7 protein-coding genes are annotated in these 18,645 nt (G+C 69.0%); 2 read left to right on the forward strand and 5 right to left on the reverse strand.

The genetic code is table 11. The features are described from left to right. Positions 1 to 5: 5 nt before the first annotated feature. The 5 genes from uvrA to rpoB form a co-directional block, all read right to left on the reverse strand. A complete protein-coding gene (uvrA, locus tag HF577_RS03535) occupies positions 6 to 2,783 on the reverse strand; it encodes an excinuclease ABC subunit UvrA (RefSeq protein ID WP_211173731.1) in 2,778 nt (925 codons plus the stop codon). After that, entirely contained in the window at positions 2,780 to 6,154 is a 3,375-nt protein-coding gene (locus HF577_RS03540) for a non-ribosomal peptide synthetase (protein WP_169394256.1), read from the reverse strand. The genes uvrA and HF577_RS03540 overlap by 4 nt, the downstream gene beginning before the upstream one ends. Positions 6,155 to 6,417: 263 nt before the next feature. Then, complete coding sequence (locus HF577_RS03545) at positions 6,418 to 7,029, reverse strand: response regulator transcription factor (protein WP_169394257.1); 612 nt, start codon at positions 7,027 to 7,029, stop codon at positions 6,418 to 6,420. 830 nt (positions 7,030 to 7,859) lie between these two features. Further along, positions 7,860 to 11,774 (reverse strand): DNA-directed RNA polymerase subunit beta', encoded by a 3,915-nt coding sequence (locus tag HF577_RS03550; protein ID WP_169394258.1) that lies wholly within the window; start codon positions 11,772 to 11,774, stop codon positions 7,860 to 7,862. A 37-nt stretch (positions 11,775 to 11,811) separates the two neighbouring features. Then, positions 11,812 to 15,339: a DNA-directed RNA polymerase subunit beta gene (gene rpoB / locus HF577_RS03555; RefSeq protein ID WP_211173732.1), complete on the reverse strand. Its 3,528-nt coding sequence runs from the start codon at positions 15,337 to 15,339 to the stop codon at positions 11,812 to 11,814. Between the two features lie 608 nt (positions 15,340 to 15,947). Between rpoB and HF577_RS03560 the strand changes: the two genes are divergently transcribed. Further along, entirely contained in the window at positions 15,948 to 16,916 is a 969-nt protein-coding gene (locus HF577_RS03560; protein ID WP_169394259.1) for a cyclase family protein, read from the forward strand. Between the two features lies 1 nt (position 16,917). Beyond that, entirely contained in the window at positions 16,918 to 18,582 is a 1,665-nt protein-coding gene (locus HF577_RS03565; RefSeq protein ID WP_169394260.1) for a long-chain-fatty-acid--CoA ligase, read from the forward strand. Positions 18,583 to 18,645 lie beyond the last annotated feature (63 nt).

Consider the following 18,645-nt stretch of genomic DNA (forward strand, 5'->3'; position numbering starts at 1 on the left):
GCGGCTCACCCGCGTACGCGTGATGTGACCGCCAGGGCCTCGGACAGGAAGGGCGCCAACGCGCTCCGCGTATCAGCGGCGATGTCCTCCGGCGTGCCCTGTGCGACGATCAGACCGCCGTCCGCGCCACCGCCGGGACCGAGGTCGATGACCCAGTCCGCCGAGGCGATCACGTCCACGTTGTGCTCGATCACGACCACGGTGTCGCCGCGGTCGACCAACCGGTGCAACAGACCGATGAGCAGGGTCACGTCGGCGGCGTGCAGCCCGCTGGTGGGCTCGTCCACGATGTACAGGGTGCGTGCAGAGTCCAGGTCGCGCAGCAGTTCACGGGACAGTTTGAGCCGCTGGGCCTCTCCCCCGCTCAACGTCGCGCAGTTCTGCCCGAGGCGGAGACCGCCGAGTCCCACCTCGTCGAGCATGCTCAGCGCCCGCGCGATCCGGGCCCGCTCCCCGAAGAACCCGACGGCCTGCGAGACCTCCAGGTCCAGCACGTCGGCAATGGTCAGACCGTCGACCCGGGCGTCGAGCACGTCGGCGTTGTAGCGCCTGCCGCCGCACACCGAGCAGGGCACGACGACATCGGCCATGAAGTGCATCGGCATCGCCTGCTCACCGGAACCACGACAGGTCCAGCATTGGCCGGCCTCGGCGTTGAACGAGAAGTGCGCTGTTGACCAGCGGCGTTCGCTCGACAGCGGAAGCTGCGCGAAGAGCTGGCGGATCTCGTCGAAGATCCCGATGTATGTCGCCGGTATCGAACGGCTCGAGCGTCCCATGGGATCCTGCGCGGCGCCGATCACCCGGCCGAACACGTGGTGCCCGCGCAGCGTGTCCAGAACGTCACGGCGACCGGGTTCGCCGTTGATCGAGGCGGCCACCTCGGGTTCCAGGATCCCCTTCACCAGCGAGCTCTTGCCGCTCCCGCTCGGTCCGGTGACACAGATCAGCAGGTCAACGGGGATGGACACGTCGACCCCGCGCAGATTGTGCAGGCGGGCGCCGGTGAGAACGATGTCCGCGGACGGGTCGGGCTTGCGCCGTTCGGCACGGCCACCTCCCGGCACGTGCGCGCCCCTCAGGTACCGGGCGGTCGGCGACGACGGATGCGCCATCACCTCCTCCGGCGATCCGGCCGCCACGAGCCGGCCACCCGCGTTGCCGGCTCCCGGGCCGATGTCGATGAGGTGGTCGGCGCAGCGCATCACGTCGGCGTCGTGCTCGACGACGATCACGGTGTTGCCCGCGTCGCGCAGCCGCCGCAGGCTCTCGATCAACCGCCCCGTGTCGCGAGGGTGCAGGCCGACCGACGGTTCGTCCAGCACGTACACGACACCGATCAGGCCGCACCCGAGCTGTCGCGCGATGCGCAGCCGCTGGCCCTCCCCGGCCGACAGCGCGGGCATCTGCCGGTCCAGCGACAGGTAGTCGAGCCCGACCTCGCAGATGTACGACAGCCGTTTCCGCAGTTCCTGGACGATCTCCTCGACCGCCTCGGCGACGACACCGGAAAGCTCCAGTTTCGACACCTGGTCCAGCCAGTGCGGCAGATCGGCGATCGGCCGCGCCATCACCTCGGTGATGTCCAGCCCGTCGAGGCGGACCGCCCGCGCGTCGGCGTTCAGCCGCGAGCCGCCGCACTCCGCGCAGGCCTCGGTGGTCATGAACCGGTCGTAGTTGTGCCTGCGCCCGTCGGCTGCCGCAGACCGGGCGAGCCTGTCGATCTGCGGCAGCAGGCCCGAATCGGTCCGGTCGGGCAGGAAGGTCTCGACCTCGGCGGACACCGGCCGTGCCGTCTCACCGTGGATCACGATGTCGCGCAACGCCGCCGGCAGGTCACACCAGGGTGTGTCGAGCGTGGCGCCGAACAGGGTCAGCAGCTCCGGAAGGTCGCGCACCGGCCAGTAGGTCTTCTTGGGTTGGCGCCGCCGGTCACCGTAGAACGCCAACGCACCCGCCCGGATCGACAGGTCGGGGTCGGCGACCATCTTCGCCGCGGACACCGCGATCCGGGTGCCGAGTCCCTCGCAGTCGCGGCACATGCCGTCGGGTGTGTTCGGGCTGAAGAAGCGGGACGAGACCGCGGTCGCCCTGCGGCCGCACCGCGCACAGAGGTGGCCGGGCGCCAGGTACAGCGGGACCCCGCCGTCCGGTTCGAGCACCAGCACGGCATCGTCACGGGCACGCACGGCCGCGACACCGCGACGGATGTGCTCGGCGTCCCCCGCAGCGCCGTCCAGGCGCACGACATCGAGCGCGTACCGGTGGTCCAGCGGTGACCCACCACCGTCCACCGGCAGCGTCCACCGCGGTACCTGGCCCAGCCGGACGGGCCCGTCCCCCAGCGCGCCGGTCGCCTGGTCGAGCAGCTCGTCGGCGGTACGGGGCACCACGTCCGCTCCGCAGTGGCGGCAGGTGTGCAGGCCCGCCCGCGCGAAGAGCAGGCGCAGGAAATCACCCACCTCGGTGATCGTCCCCACCGTGGAGCGCGGGTTGCGGCCCGGGGCATGCTGTTTGACCGCGATGGTCGGACCGAGTCCGGTGACCGCCTCGACCTTGGGTTTGGGGACCTTGTCGAAGCCACGCCGCATGTACGGCGACAGGCTCTCCTGGTACTGGCGCTGGCCTTCGGCATAGATCGTGCCGAACGCCAGCGAGGACTTGCCGCTCCCGGACACGCCCGTGATCACCGTGATCGCGTTCCGCGGGATCTCGACGGTGATCGACCGCAGGTTGTTCTCCCGGGCACCACTCACCCGGATCGACGGCTGGTCCGTGCTCACGCCACCGCCCCGCGCTCGACGAGCTGGTCGACGATGCCGCGGATCGTCGGCCGCATCAGGAAGCGCACCACTCCCAGTTCGATCCCGAACTCGCGCAGCACCGAGGTCAGCATGGCCGTCACCGCCAGTGAGTCGCCGCCGAGCGCGAAGAAGTTGTCGTCGGGACCCGGTGACTCGCCCTGCAGCACCTGCGACCAGATGCTCCGGATGCGCTTCTCCGCAGCGGAGGCCTCGCCGGAGGCTGCCGGGCCGTCGTCGCGGCGGGTGGTGACCGACGCGGCGATTGCCCCGTGGTCGAGCGTCCCGTGCGCGGTGAGCGGCAGCGTGTCGATGACGTTCACGCGGGCGGGCACCATGTAGGACGGCAGCCGGTACTGCAGTCTCATCCGAACCTCGTCCCCGGGCAGCTCCGCCCCGGGTTGCGGCACCACAGCGGCGAGGATGCGGTCACCCGAGAGGGCGTGCTCGGTCCATGCGACCGCCCCGGACACTCCGTCGATCCCCCGCAGCGTCGATTCGACGTGTGCGAGCTCGACCCGGAAGCCACGTACCCGGACCTCCCGGTCCCCGCGTCCCGCGAACATCAGCTGCCCGTCGCGATCACGGTAGCCGAGGTCTCCGGTGTGGCAGCAGGGCACCTCCCCGTCGGACGGCACTCCCGTCCGGAACGGACCGGTTCGCACCACTTTTCCGTCGGTCAGGTACCCCATGCCGACCGCCGCACCGGCCACCACCAGCTCACCGACCACACCGTCCGGGACCGGTTCGCCCCATTCGTCCACGATGAACACCCGGGTGCCGGCAACCGGTCTGCCGATGGGGACGTCCGCGCCGACCGGCAACGTCGTCACCTCGGCGCAGGTGACGTATCCCGTGGTGTCCGAGCTGCCGTACAGGTTGACCAACCGGCATTCCGGCAGCGCCTCCCGGACCCGGCCCACCAGATCGGCATCGAGCTCCTCGCCGGTGAACGCGCACATCCGCAGCGTGGTCAGCGCCTCGGACACCTCCGGGACCGAGTGGAGCATCGTCCACATCAGCGAGGGCGTCACCAGCAGCCTCGTGCCCCGGTACCGGCGCACCCACTCGGCGGTCGTGCGGGCGTCCGATGCCGCCGTGGCGGGCAGGACGGCGAGGGGGACCCCGGCCAGCAGCGGCGCCAGCGTCTCGGCGATCGCGTCGACCGGGCTCGGAAGAGCGTGCACCACGGCCCGGTCCCCCGGCTCGTGGGGGACGGTGTCCCACGCCCAGAGGCAGCGGTCGAGCAGTCCGCGATGGCTGCCCACCACGATCTCGGGCACGCCGGTGGCGCCGAAGTCGACGACCAACCGTGCCGGCTCGTCGGGCCGGCACCTGACCGGCGCGCCGGTGTACGGCGACGCGGCCGCCACCTCGCCTGCGGAGACCACCACGGGTCCTTGCGGATTCGTCTCTCGCCCACCGATGAGGACCGCGGGCCGGCACGCGCGCATCAGCTGGTCGCGCTGCCAACCGGACCATCCCGCATCGATCATCACCACGACCGCGCCCACCGACCAGGTCGCCAGCATGGCGGCCACGGACAGCGCCGGGTCCGGGACATCGACGGCGACGACGTCCCCCCGGGTCACGCCGCTCGTGACGAGGCAGCCGGTGACCCGATCGCGCAGGTCGCCCAGGTCACGGAAGGTCACCTCGGCCGCCGGTCCGTACAGCGCGACATCGTCCGGTCGGCTGCCGACCACCGTCTCGAACCGGCCGCAGAGGTCGACGTCCGGCGAGCCGGGGACGTCAGCGGCGTCGACCTCCACGAGCTCGGCCCGCGCCGGACGCAGCAGGTCGCGCAGGGTGGTGTCGCCGTCCTCCGGGAGGGCCCGCGCGAGGTGCTCGAATGCGGACGCGAGCTCGGCCACCTCGTCGGCAGTGAGCACCTCGGTGGCGTACTCCCAGCTCAGATGCAGAATGCCGGAGACACGGATGGCCTCGAGCATCAGATCGAACTTGGCCGTACCGGTATGCATCCACAACGGCTCCGCGACACAGTCCGCGAGCATCAGCGGCACGTCGTCGTTGTTCTGCAGGACCATGACGACGTCCACCAGCGGGGTGCGTGCCGGGTCCGGGGCCCGGCGGGTGCGGACCGCGAGCTCCTCGAGCGGCACCCCTTGATGGGTGAACACGTATCGCCACTCCTCGCGCAGCGATGCGATCAGCTCGCCGAACGTGGCGTCGGGGGACGTCTTGGCGCGCACCGGGACGGTGTTGGTGAAGTAGCCGACAGTCGCGTGGTCCTGCGGTCGGCTGCGGCCCGCGACGACCGTGCCGATCAACGCATCCCACTGCCGGGTCCGCTGCGCCAGGCACACATGCAACAGCGCGAGCAGCACGACGAACAGCGAGGTCCGCGACTCCCCGGCCAGCCTGGCCAGCTTGTCCCCGATCTCCGGCGGCAGATCCGTGTACAGGACCTGCCCCTCCAGCGACCGGGTTGGCCGGCGCCTGCGCCCGTTACCGAGTTCGATCCGGTCGGGCAGCGGCAGCAGCCGGGCGGCCCACGCTTCCGCCTGTACCTCCACCTCCGTCGAACTCCGTTGCCACTGCGCGAAATCGCGGTAGTCGACGGATTCTCCGGGCCCGGGGTCGTCGCCGGCGTACAGCGCCGCCAGTTCCCGATAGAAGATGTCCATCGACCAGCCGTCGATCGCGATGTGATGCAGGATCACCTGCAACAGCCATTCCCGCTCGCCCGTGCGCCAGGTGCGCACCCGCAGCAGGCGGCCGCTGGTCAGATCGAACGGCTCCTGGATACCGCGCTCGGCCGCGCCTTCGGCCTCCGACCAGGGTATGACCTCGCGGTGATGCACGACATCGACCGACGGCCGTCCCGGACCGCCTCGCTCGACCGCCGGATGGTCCGGCGCATAGCGCGTCCGCAGCGCCGGATGCCGATCGACAAGGGCCTCCACGGCCCGGTCGAGCGCGGTCAGATCGAGCGTCCCCATTACCCGGAAGGCGCCGACGGAGTGGTAGGTCGAACGGTCCTGCTGATACTGGTGGGCCGTCCAGAGCCGTTCCTCGCCGAAGGACAGTTCCGTCGCCTGCGGATCCTCGAACTCCTCGGCGGCCTCCTGTTCGATGGAATCCAGCAGGATCCGGGCGAGCGCCTCCCCGGTCGTGCCGTCGAGCAGCGCCTCGAGAATGGTGCCGTCCACCGCGGCCGCCGCTTTGAACTCGAACGCGATCCGCCCGGCCGCCTTCAACGCACGCAACGAGTCGCCCCCCAAACGGTGGAAACTCTGCGTCAGGTCCGCGTTGTCGATCCCGAGCACCTCGCCCAGGATCCGTTGCACGGCCTCGGTGACCTCCGAGTCGGTTACCGTGAAGTCAGTCATACTCCGGGCCCACCGTCGTACGTCGGAACACTGCGTCGAGCAGTGCTTGGCAAAGTCGTTGCACGCCAACTCGGTTTCAGCCGCACAAATCCGAGTATCCGAGCACGAGCATGACCGGATAAGCCCCGGGCGAGCGCACGGTCGACCCTGGATGAACGGCTAGGGCCGGTCCCGATCGCAAAGGCAGGGAGTCAGCAGTGCCGACGATCAGGCCGACCGGAGCCATTTCCCGCAGCTTCCGACAACGTCCTGTCCGCGGCGGCTCATGCCGTGATCCTGGCCGCGTCGCGCAGGAGAGCGAAGCGGGTCAGCTCAGCCTTGTTGCCGATACCGAGCTTGGCGCGGATGCGCTTCACGTAGGTGTCGACCGTGTGGGGGCTGATGCGCAACCGGCTCGCGATCTGGCTGTGGGTCAGCCCGTGCGCGATGTGCGTCAGGACCTGGGACTCGCGCGCCGACAGCGTTCGACCCACGAGGTCGCCCGGGGAGGTGCGCTGCGGCGGGACGCCGGCCTCGCCCGCATCCGGCGCGGTGTGCATCGTGCCTGCGCCCGCGACGACCGCGCGGACCGCCCCGACGACGCGGTCGCACGACACGCCCTTCTCGACGACCGCGGACGCACCGTCGACGAGCAACGTCGGCGCGGCGTTGACCACGAGTACGGGGGTGTCCGCCCACCCCGCGGCGACCGAGAACCGGCGGTTCCCCACCTCCAACGTCTCGGCGTCGACGACCATCGCGTCGGCGAAGATCGACGGGTGCCCCCCTTCGGGCCACGTCCCCGCCGCCAGCACGGCGATGCCCGACTGCCGCAGGAGATGGACCAGTCCCATCCGATAGATGGGGCACAGCGCGAACACATCCGCTCGAATCATGCAACGCTCCCTCGAATTGTCTGGACGGCACCGGAAACCTGTCGTGATCGGTACCCCGCGGTCCGAACCCCCATAGGTTGCGACCGGTGCGAGACATCGCCGATCCGTTCGGCCGGATTGCTGATTTCGACGGTCGGAGTGGATGTGGTCCTCCATACGCGGATCAGCGAAAGTGGTGCCTCCCAGATTCTCGAGAGTGTGCTCCAGCAGATCGGGCCAAAAACGATCTTGGGGGCCGAGCCGGCACCGGTGGCCCCGGTCGACCGCACCGACCACCGGCTCAGCCGACAGAACCGGCGCATCGTCCCCAGGACGACGCCCTCCGCGTGATCATCGCCGCCGAAGGGGCTCGTCGCGTGGCGGGCGGGGGCGAGGCCGTGCAAGTCCGGATGGTTCACATCTGTGCCTCGGTCGGCGGAGCGGTCGGCGAATCCGATCACGCACTCACCCTGCTCTACACAGACCTCGCGGTCGCGGTGGAAGCTACCTAATTTGAGAGATCGGACGGTGATCTCCCACACAAATGATTACGCGTGGGTGCTCGTGGTTGCCGTTGTCGCAGGAATCAGGCCGATCGCCCTGGTCGGGATCTTTGCGCTTATTCTTCGGAACTCGGTATTTCACCGGATCATTCGTTTTGTTCGTTCTGCCGGATCCTGGTAGCTCGAACTGATCGCGACCTGGCGCCGACCGGGGGTCCCGGGGACGGGTGGTACAGAAAAGGAAACGGGGCCGGACACCGCCACGGGAGAGCGGTGTCCGGCCCCGTTCGGGACCTGCCTTCGGCATCGGACCCTCCGCCGTCGCGGAGGGCCCGATGCGCCTACCTGTTACCGGTAGTCGCGTCCGAAGTCGTAGTCGTCCAGCGGCACCGCGGCACCGGTGCCCGTGCCGAACACGTCGGGGCTGTAGTAGCCGTCGTCGTAGCTCGGCAGCGCGTAGGCGGCCGCGCGGGCCTCCTCCGTGGGCTGGACCTGGATGTTGCGGTAGCGGTTGATCCCCGTACCTGCCGGGATCAGCTTGCCGATGATCACGTTCTCCTTGAGCCCGACGAGCTTGTCGCGCTTTCCGTTGATCGCGGCATCGGTGAGGATCCGGGTGGTCTCCTGGAACGAGGCCGCGGACAGCCACGACTCCGTGGCCAGCGAGGCCTTCGTGATCCCCATCAGCACCGGGCGACCGGAAGCCGGCTCGCCGCCCTCGGCCACCACCTGGCGGTTCTGCGTCTCGAAGTCCGACCGCTCGGCCAGTGCGCCGGGCAGGAACTCCGTGGAACCGGAGTCGATGATCGTGACCCGGCGCAGCATCTGCCGGACGATCACCTCGATGTGCTTGTCGTGGATGTCCACGCTCTGCGTGCGGTACACCTTCTGCACCTCACGCACCAGGTGCAGCTGCACCTCGCGCGGACCCATGACCCGCAGCACCTCGTGCGGGTCGGCCGTGCCCTCGAGGAGCAGCTGGCCCACGTGCACGTGGTCGCCGTCGGCCAGCGGACGCTCCTGGCCATCGGCATTGGTCATGGCCAGCCACTGCCGCTTCGACAGCTTCTCGTAGATGATCTCCTCGCCGCCGTCGTCGGGCGTGAGGGTGATCTTCCAGAAGCGCTCGCCGTCCTCGATCGAGATCCGGCCGTCGACGTCGGCGATCGGCGCCTTGCCCTTCGGGACGCGAGCCTCGAAGAGCTCCTGCACACGGGGCAGACCGGTCGTGATGTCGTCGCCCGCCACACCACCGGTGTGGAAGGTACGCATCGTCAGCTGGGTGCCGGGCTCACCGATCGACTGCGCCGCGACGATGCCGACGGCCTCGCCGACGTCCACCAGCTTGCCGGTGGCCATCGAACGGCCGTAGCACATGCCGCAGATGCCGGTGGCCGACGTGCAGGTGAGCGGGCTGCGCACCTTGATCGTCTTGACTCCGGCCGCAACCAGCGCGTCGAGCGCGGGGTCGCCGAGGTCGCCACCCTTGGCCACGATGACCTCACCGTCCGGACCGCGCACCTCTTCCGCCGAGCAGCGGGCGTAGATGCTGGTGCGGATGTAACGGTGCGGGATCCGCGTGCCGTCGGCGGTCTCCTCGGTGACCTGCATGGTGACGCTGCGCTCGGTGCCGCAGTCGACCTCGCGGACGATGACGTCCTGCGACACGTCCACCAGACGACGGGTCAGGTAACCCGAGTCGGCCGTGCGCAGCGCCGTGTCCGCCAGACCCTTGCGGGTGCCGTGCGTGGAGATGAAGTACTCCAGCACCGACAGGCCCTCACGGAAGTTGGCCTTGATCGGACGGGGGATGTACTCGCCCTTCGGGTTGGCCACCAGACCACGCATACCGGCGAGCTGCCGGACCTGGGTCATGTTGCCCGCCGCGCCCGACTTCACGATCGTCGGGATCGGGTTGTCCTCGGGGAAGTTCTCCTCCATCGCCCTGGCCACCTCTTCGGAGGCCTGGCTCCAGATCTTGACCATCTCGTCGTTGCGCTCCTGGTGGGACAGGGCGCCCCGCTGGTAGCGCTTGTTGACCTGGTCGGCCTTGATCTCGTAGCCGTCGAGGATCTGCTGCTTGTTGGGCGGCACCACGACGTCGGAGATCGCCATCGTGACCCCGGAGCGCGTGGCCCAGTAGAAGCCCGCGTCCTTGAGCCGGTCGAGGACCTGCGCGACCTCGGTCATCGAGTACCGCTCGGCCAGAGCGTTGATGATCGCGGCCTGGCGCTTCTTCGGCAGCGGCTCGTTGACGAACGGGTAGTCCGGCGGGAGCAGGTCGTTGAACAGCACCCGCCCCAGCGTGGTCTCGGCCAGCCACGGGTCGCCCACGTTCCAGCCGATCGACTCCGCGACGGCGACCGGCGGGGTGACCCCCTGGAGCCGGATCTTGACCGGCGCCTGCAGGTGGAGCACCTTGCGGTCGTAGGCCATGATCGCCTCGGACAGCGACGAGTACACGTTGCCCTCGCCCGGTGCGCCCTCGCGCAGCCGGCTGAGGTGGTACAGACCCGTGACCATGTCCAGACGCGGCATCGCCAGCGGCCGCCCGGAGGCGGGCGACAGGATGTTGTTGCTGGACAGCATCAGGACGCGGGCCTCGGACTGCGCCTCGGCCGACAGCGGCAGGTGCACCGCCATCTGGTCACCGTCGAAGTCGGCGTTGAACGCCTCGCAGACCAGCGGGTGCAGCTGGATGGCCTTGCCCTCCACCAGCTGCGGCTCGAAGGCCTGGATACCGAGACGGTGCAGGGTCGGTGCACGGTTGAGCAGCACCGGGTGCTCGGAGATGACCTCTTCGAGCACGTCCCACACCTGCGAGCGGCCACGCTCGACCATGCGCTTCGCGGACTTGATGTTCTGCGCGTGGTTGAGGTCGACCAGCCGCTTCATGACGAACGGCTTGAACAGCTCCAGCGCCATCTGCTTGGGCAGGCCGCACTGGTGCAGCTTCAGCTGCGGGCCGACCACGATGACCGAACGGCCCGAGTAGTCGACACGCTTGCCGAGCAGGTTCTGGCGGAACCGGCCCTGCTTGCCCTTGAGCAGGTCGGACAGCGACTTGAGCGGGCGGTTGCCCGGTCCGGTGACCGGCCGGCCGCGGCGGCCGTTGTCGAACAGCGCGTCGACGGCCTCCTGCAGCATCCGCTTCTCGTTGTTGACGATGATCTCGGGCGCGCCGAGGTCGATCAGTCGCTTGAGGCGGTTGTTGCGGTTGATGACCCGGCGGTACAGGTCGTTCAGGTCGGACGTGGCGAAGCGGCCACCGTCGAGCTGCACCATCGGGCGCAGGTCCGGCGGGATGACCGGGACGCAGTCGAGCACCATGCCCATCGGGCTGTTGCCCGTGGTCTGGAACGCCGCGACGACCTTGAGGCGCTTGAGGGCGCGGAGCTTCTTCTGCCCCTTGCCGCTGCGGATGGTCTCCCGCAGGTTCTCGGCCTCGGCCGGGATGTCGAAGTTCTGCAGCAGGGTCTGGATCGCCTCGGCGCCCATCGCCCCGGTGAAGTAGTCGCCGTAGCGGTCGTAGAGCTCGCGGTAGAGCCCCTCGTCCGCGATCAGCTGCTGCACGTCGAGCTTCGAGAAGGTGGTCCAGATCTCGTCGAGCCGGTCCAGCTCACGCTGGGCGCGGTCCCGGAGCTGGCGCATCTCGCGCTCGCCACCCTCCTTGACCTTGCGGCGGACGTCGCTCTTGGCGCCCTCCGCCTCCAGCTCGGCCAGGTCGGCCTCGAGCTTCTGGGCCCGCGCCTCCAGGTCGGCGTCGCGGCGCTGCTCGACCCGCTTGCGCTCCACGCTCATCTCGTTCTCGAGCGTGGACAGGTCGGTGTGGCGCAGCTCCTTGTTCACCGAGGTGATGACGTAGGCCGCGAAGTAGATGATCTTCTCGAGGTCCTTGGGCGCCAGGTCGAGCAGGTAGCCCAGGCGGCTCGGCACACCCTTGAAGTACCAGATGTGCGTGACCGGGGCGGCCAGCTCGATGTGGCCCATCCGCTCACGACGCACCTTGGCGCGCGTGACCTCCACGCCGCAGCGCTCGCAGATGATGCCCTTGAAGCGGACGCGCTTGTACTTGCCGCAGTAGCACTCCCAGTCCCGGGTGGGGCCGAAGATCTTCTCGCAGAAGAGCCCGTCCTTCTCCGGCTTCAGGGTGCGGTAGTTGATGGTCTCGGGCTTCTTGACCTCGCCGTGCGACCACTGGCGGATGTCCTCAGCGGTGGCCAGGCCGATGCGCAACTCGTCGAAGAAGTTGACGTCGAGCAAATTCGTGTCCTTCGTTCGTTATTCGGCTCTGGGCGGGTCAGTTGACGACGTCGTCGACGGTCATCGAGTCGGATCCGGGGCGGCTGGACAGGTTGATGCCCAGGTTCGCCGCGGCCCGCTCGAGGTCCTCGTCGTCGGTGTCGCGCATCTCGATCGCCGCACCGTCGCTCGAGAGCACCTCGACGTTCAGGCAGAGCGACTGGAGCTCCTTCAGCAACACCTTGAAGGACTCCGGGATACCCGGCTCCGGGATGTTCTCGCCCTTGACGATCGCCTCGTAGACCTTGACCCGGCCCACCACGTCGTCGGACTTGATGGTGAGCAGTTCCTGCAGCGTGTATGCCGCGCCGTAGGCCTGCATCGCCCAGCACTCCATCTCGCCGAACCGCTGGCCGCCGAACTGGGCCTTACCGCCCAGGGGCTGCTGCGTGATCATCGAGTACGGACCGGTGGAACGGGCGTGGATCTTGTCGTCCACGAGGTGCGCCAGCTTCAGGATGTACATGTAGCCGACGGCGACCGGGAACGGGTACGGCTCCCCGGAACGCCCGTCGAGCAGCTTGGCCTTGCCGTCGGACTTGACCATCCGCTCACCGTCGCGGTTGGGCAACGTGGAACCGAGCAGACCCGTGATCTCGTTCTCCTTGGCGCCGTCGAAGACCGGTGTGGCGGTCTTCGTGCCGGCGGGCACGGAGTAGAGCTCCTCGGGCATCTTGGACGCCCAGTCGGGCGTGCCCTCGATGTCCCAGCCCGACTTGGCGATCCACCCGAGGTGGGTCTCCAGCACCTGGCCGATGTTCATCCGTCGCGGCACACCGTGGGTGTTCAGGATGATGTCGACGGGGGTGCCGTCCTCCATGAACGGCATGTCCTCGGCAGGCAGGATCTTGCCGATGACGCCCTTGTTGCCGTGGCGGCCGGCGAGCTTGTCGCCGTCCTGGATCTTGCGCTTCTGGGCCACGTAGACGCGGACCAGTTCGTTGACCCCGGGGGCCAGCTCGTCCTCGTCGTCGCGGGAGAAGACCCGGATGCCGATGACCTTGCCGTTCTCGCCGTGCGGGACCTTCAGCGACGTGTCGCGCACCTCGCGCGCCTTCTCGCCGAAGATCGCGCGCAGCAGGCGCTCCTCCGGGGTCAGCTCGGTCTCACCCTTCGGCGTGACCTTGCCGACCAGGATGTCGCCCGGCTGCACCTCGGCACCGATGCGGATGATGCCGCGCTCGTCGAGGTCGGCGAGGACCTCCTCGGAGACGTTCGGGATGTCCCGGGTGATCTCCTCGGCGCCCAGCTTGGTGTCGCGGGCGTCGATCTCGTGCTCCTCGATGTGGATCGACGTGAGCACGTCGTCCTGCACCAGGCGCTGCGAGAGGATGATCGCGTCCTCGTAGTTGTGGCCCTCCCACGGCATGATCGCCACGAGCAGGTTCTTGCCCAGGGCCATCTCACCGTTCTCGGTGCACGGCCCGTCGGCGATGACCTGGCCGGCCTCGACGCGGTCGCCCTCGTCGATGATCGGCTTCTGGTTGTTGCACGTGCCCTGGTTGGACCGGCGGAACTTGTTGAGCCGGTACGTGGTGCGCGTGCCGTCGTCGGCCATGACGGTGATGTAGTCGGCGCAGAGCTCCTCGACCACACCGGCCTTGTCGGCGACGAGGACGTCACCGGCGTCGACCGCGGCGCGCAGCTCCATGCCCGTGCCCACCAGCGGCGACTCGCTGCGCAGCAGCGGCACCGCCTGACGCTGCATGTTGGCGCCCATCAGCGCGCGGTTGGCGTCGTCGTGCTCGAGGAACGGGATCAGCGCCGTGGCGACCGACACCATCTGCCGCGGTGAGACGTCGATGTAGTCGACGCCCACCGGGGAGATGTAGTCGACCTCGCCGCCCTTGCGGCGGACGAGGACGCGCTCCTCCTGGAAGTTGCCGTCGTCGTCGAGCGGCGCGTTGGCCTGCGCGATGACGAAGCGGTCCTCCTCGTCGGCGGTGAGGTAGTCGATCTGCTCGGTGACCCGGCCCTCGCTGACCTTGCGGTACGGGGTCTGGATGAAACCGAACGGGTTGACCTGCGCGAACGTGGACAGCGACCCGATCAGGCCGATGTTCGGGCCCTCAGGCGTCTCGATCGGGCACATCCGGCCGTAGTGGCTGGGGTGCACGTCGCGGACCTCGAAGCCCGCGCGCTCACGGGACAGACCACCCGGGCCCAGCGCCGACAGGCGACGCTTGTGCGTGAGGCCGGCCAGCGGGTTGTGCTGGTCCATGAACTGCGACAGCTGCGACGTGCCGAAGAACTCCTTGATCGCCGCCACGACGGGACGGATGTTGATCAGGGTCTGCGGCGTGATCGCCTCGACGTCCTGCGTGGTCATCCGCTCGCGGACGACGCGCTCCATCCGGGACAGGCCGACGCGGACCTGGTTCTGGATCAGCTCGCCGACCGTGCGCAGGCGCCGGTTGCCGAAGTGGTCGATGTCGTCGGTCTCGACGGGGACCTCGATGCCGCCGTTGCCCTCGGCGTCGGCGCCGACCGTCATCGTGGTCTCACCCGCGTGGAGCCGGACGAGGTACTCGATGGTGGTGGCGATGTCCTCCTCGGTCAGCGTGCCGACCGAGTTGTCGAGGGTGAGGCCGAGCTTCTTGTTGGCCTTGTACCGGCCGACCTTGGCGAGGTCGTAGCGCTTGTCCTTGAAGAACAGGTTCTCCAGCAGGGTCTGCGCGCTCTCGCGGGTGGGCGGCTCGCCCGGCCGCAGCTTGCGGTAGATGTCGAGCAGCGCCTCGTCCTGCCCGGCGGTGTGGTCCTTCTCGAGCGTGGCCATGATCGTCTCGGAGAACCCGAAGCGGGCCTGGATCTGCTCGGCCGTCCAGCCCAGCGCCTTCAGCAGCACGGTGACCGGCTGGCGACGCTTGCGGTCGATGCGGACACCGACGGTGTCGCGCTTGTCGACGTCGAACTCCAGCCAGGCACCCCGGCTCGGGATGATCTTGACGGAGTAGACGTCCTTCTCCGTCGTCTTGTCGATGCTGTGATCGAAGTAGACGCCGGGCGACCGGACGAGCTGGGAGACGACGACACGCTCGGTGCCGTTGATGATGAACGTGCCCTTGTCGGTCATCACGGGGAAGTCACCCATGAACACCGTCTGGCTCTTGATCTCGCCGGTGGTGTTGTTGGTGAACTCCGCGGTGACGAACAGCGGCGCACCGTAGGTCATGTCCTTGTCCCGGCACTCCTCGACCGAGGCCTTGACCTCGTCGAAGCGCGGGTCGGAGAAGGACAGCGACATCGAGCCGGAGAAGTCCTCGATCGGGGAGATCTCGGTGAGGATCTCCTCCAGGCCGCCCATCGGGTTCTCGTCGCCGGCATCGATCCGTCGCTGGAACCACGCCTCGTTGCCGACCAGCCACTCGAAGGACTGGATCTGCAGGTCGAGGAGGTCGGGCACCTCGAGGGGCTCGCGGATCTTCGCGAAGGTGACCCGGGTAGGCGCCCCGGGGAAACTCGGGTTGGCCGAGACGGCCGCGGGCACGTGGGTCGCGAGGGGGCTGGTGGCGCGGGACGAAGCCAAGATGCGTCCTTCCGAGAACTGCGCTCTCGTCTGGCGGGCACCGGCTCCATCGCGCTACCGTCTGCTCGTCCGGCCCGGGCGGGAGGTCCGGGTCGAACGTGCTCGCGGATGCAGGATCCGGCGCACGCCGTCTGTTGTCATGGCGCAGCCGCCGACCCAGACGCGCGAGGGCACCGAAGGGATCTCCCGATGGGGGGACTCCGCCTGAGCGCACGCGTGGCTGGACGAGGGCAGCGCAAAGAGGCAGTCTAGCTGCAAATGCAGCGGCTGTCGAGACAGGTCACCGAGACAACCATCGAGACCTAAGAGTGACTTGACCGGCGCACCGCGTCAAGACTCTACGCGGCGGTAAATGGTCCTTTTCGCGGGATGACCGGCAGGAACGTCCCGTGGTAGACGCCACGGCCGCGCGACAGGCCGCTGAGCCAACCGCCCATCGACCGATACTGCCACGTCCGTCGCCCGCACCCGTTCGTGGCCCCGTCCACCCGGCCGGGTGGTCCTTGACACACCGACGTGGCCGCCGAAGGCTCGACGGCGATCAGGTTCGCGTCCTCGACGGCGGCAACGGGTCTCGGCGTCGGCGGCCGCCCGACGAGGAGACAACGATGTCCCACATTCCCTCCATGGCCGACCTGCTCGGCGCCGACACCCCCTCCAACTGGGGCCGCTGGGGCCCGGACGACGAGCTCGGTGCGCTCAACTACCTCGACGCGGCCGAGGTGCTGCGCGGCGTGCGGCACATCCGCACGGGCGAGGTCTTCACCCTGCAGATCCAGATGGGCCGCACGGACGGTCCTGGCGACCCGCTGTGGCCCGGGCGGGAAGGCATCAAGCGGCAGAACGTCCTCGACGAGAGCACGTGGGACGGCGAGGGCGCCCCGCAGTTCCCCGGCGGCCTGCACTACGCGGACGACACGGCTCTGATCTTCCTGCAGGGCTCCACGCAGTACGACGCGCTGGGCCACGTCTGGTACGACGGCAAGCTCTGGAACGGCTACGACGCCCGGTCGACCGTCGGCGGGATGGACAAGGCCTCGGTGCTGCCGATCGCGGAGAAGGGCGTGGTGGGGCGCGGGGTGCTGGTCGACATGGCCCGGCACCGTGGCAAGGACTGGCTGGACAAGGGCGAGACGTTCGACCACGAGGACCTGGAGGCCGCGGCGAAGGCCCAGGGCGTCGAGATCGAGCCGCACGACGTGCTCTGCGTGCGCACCGGCTTCATGAAGTACTGGTACGAGCTCAACGACAAGAAGGAGTTCTACGACGGCTTCAACGAGCCGGGGCTGACCTACTCGCGTGAGCTCGTGGAGTGGTTCAAGGGCCGGGAGATCCCCAACCTCGTCACCGACACGATCGCCAACGAGGTGACCTACGAGCCGGGCACCGGTGTCGCCCTGCCCCTGCACTGCGCGCTGATGCGCAACCTGGGCGTGGCGCTCACCGAGATCGCCTGGCTCGACGACCTGGCCGACGCGTGCGCCGCCGACGGCCGGTGGAGCTTCCTCTACGTCGCCGCCCCGCTGAAGGTCGTCAACGGCACCGGCGCGCCGGTCAACCCGGTGGTGATCCGCTGACATGGGCGGCTACGACGAGCGGCCGTGGCTCGCCCGGTACGACGAGGGCCAGCCGTCCGACATCGAGCCCGAGTTCACCGACGCGCTGGCGATGTTCCGCGCCTCGGCGGAGCGCAACCCCGACGGCGACATCCTCCGCTACTTCGACGGCCGGATCACCCTGCGCGAGCTCGACGAGCTCTCCGACGCGTTCGCGGCCGGCCTGCTCGACGCCGGTTTCTCCGCGGGCGAGCGGGTGGCGCTGTACCTGCAGAACGTGCCCCAGTTCGTCATCGCGCTGGTGGGCACCTGGAAGGCGGGCGGGATCGCCGTCAACATCAACCCGATGAACCGGGCGCGCGAGCTCGACCTGCTGCTGCGCGACTCGGGCGCCACGGTGCTGGTGTGCCTGCAGGGCCTGTACCGCGACGTCGCGGAGTCGGTGGCCGGCGACGCCGGCGTCACCACGGTGATCACCACGTCGGAGCTGGAGTACCAGACGCGGGACGACCCGCGGGTCTTCTCCGGGACGGAACGCATCGACCTGCCCGGCACCGTCGACATGGCCGGGCTCATCGACCGGTTCCGCGGGCACCGTCCACCGCCGGTGTCCTTCTCCCCCGGCGACACCGCCGTCCTGACCTACACCTCCGGCACCACCGGGCCCCCGAAGGGCGCGATGAACACCCACGGCAACGTGGTGTTCAACAGCCAGGCCTACCGGCAGTGGTGCGGCCTCGGCCAGGACGACGTGGTGCTCGGGGTCGCCCCCCTGTTCCACATCACGGGCCTGATCTCGCACGTCACGCTCTCGCTGTTGCTCGGGGCACCGCTGGTGCTGTTCTGCCGCTTCGAGCCCTCGCTCGCGATCGAGACGATCCGCGACGAGCGTCCGACGTTCACCGTCGGGTCGATCACGGTCTTCATCGCACTGATGAACGCGCCCGACGCGGAGCGGGACGCCCTCACGTCCCTCACGAAGATCTGGTCGGGAGGGGCGCCGATCCCGCCGTCCACCGTCACGGCGTTCTCCGCGACCTTCGGGCAGTACATCCACAACATCTACGGGCTGACCGAGACCACCTCCCCGTCGCACGGCGTGCCGCCGGGGGCCGAGGCGCCGGTCGACAAGGCCTCCGGCGCCCTCTCGGTCGGCGTCCCCATCTACAACACCGTGGTGCGCATCGTGGGCGACGACGGCAAGGACGTCCCGCCCGGCGAGATCGGCGAGATCGTCACGACCGGCCCGCAGGTCGTCCCCGGCTACTGGAACAAGCCCGAGGAGACGGCGGCCGCGCTCCCGGGGGGTGCGCTCCACACCGGCGACGTCGGGTACATGGACGACAACGGCTGGTTCTACATCGTCGACCGCAAGAAGGACCAGATCAACGCGGGCGGCTACAAGGTGTGGCCCCGCGAGGTGGAGGACGTGCTGTACGAGCACGAGGCCGTGCGGGAGGCCGCGGTCGTGGGCGTCCCGGACGAGTACCGGGGCGAGACGGTCAAGGCGTTCGTCAGCCTCCGCCCCGGCCGGACCGTGAGCGCGGAGGAGCTCATCGCCTTCGCCAGGGAACGGATGGCGGCCTACAAGTACCCCCGGCAGGTGGAGTTCCTCGACGAGATCCCGAAGACCGTGACGGGCAAGCTGCTGCGCCGGGAGCTGCGCACCCGCGAGCAGGAGTCCTGACACCGACACCCCGCCCCCGCCCGCGACTCGCGCACCCGAACCGGGCGACTCGCGGGCCGGGGT

This window comes from Pseudonocardia xinjiangensis, assembly GCF_012911925.1.
Lineage (GTDB): Bacteria > Actinomycetota > Actinomycetes > Mycobacteriales > Pseudonocardiaceae > Pseudonocardia > Pseudonocardia xinjiangensis.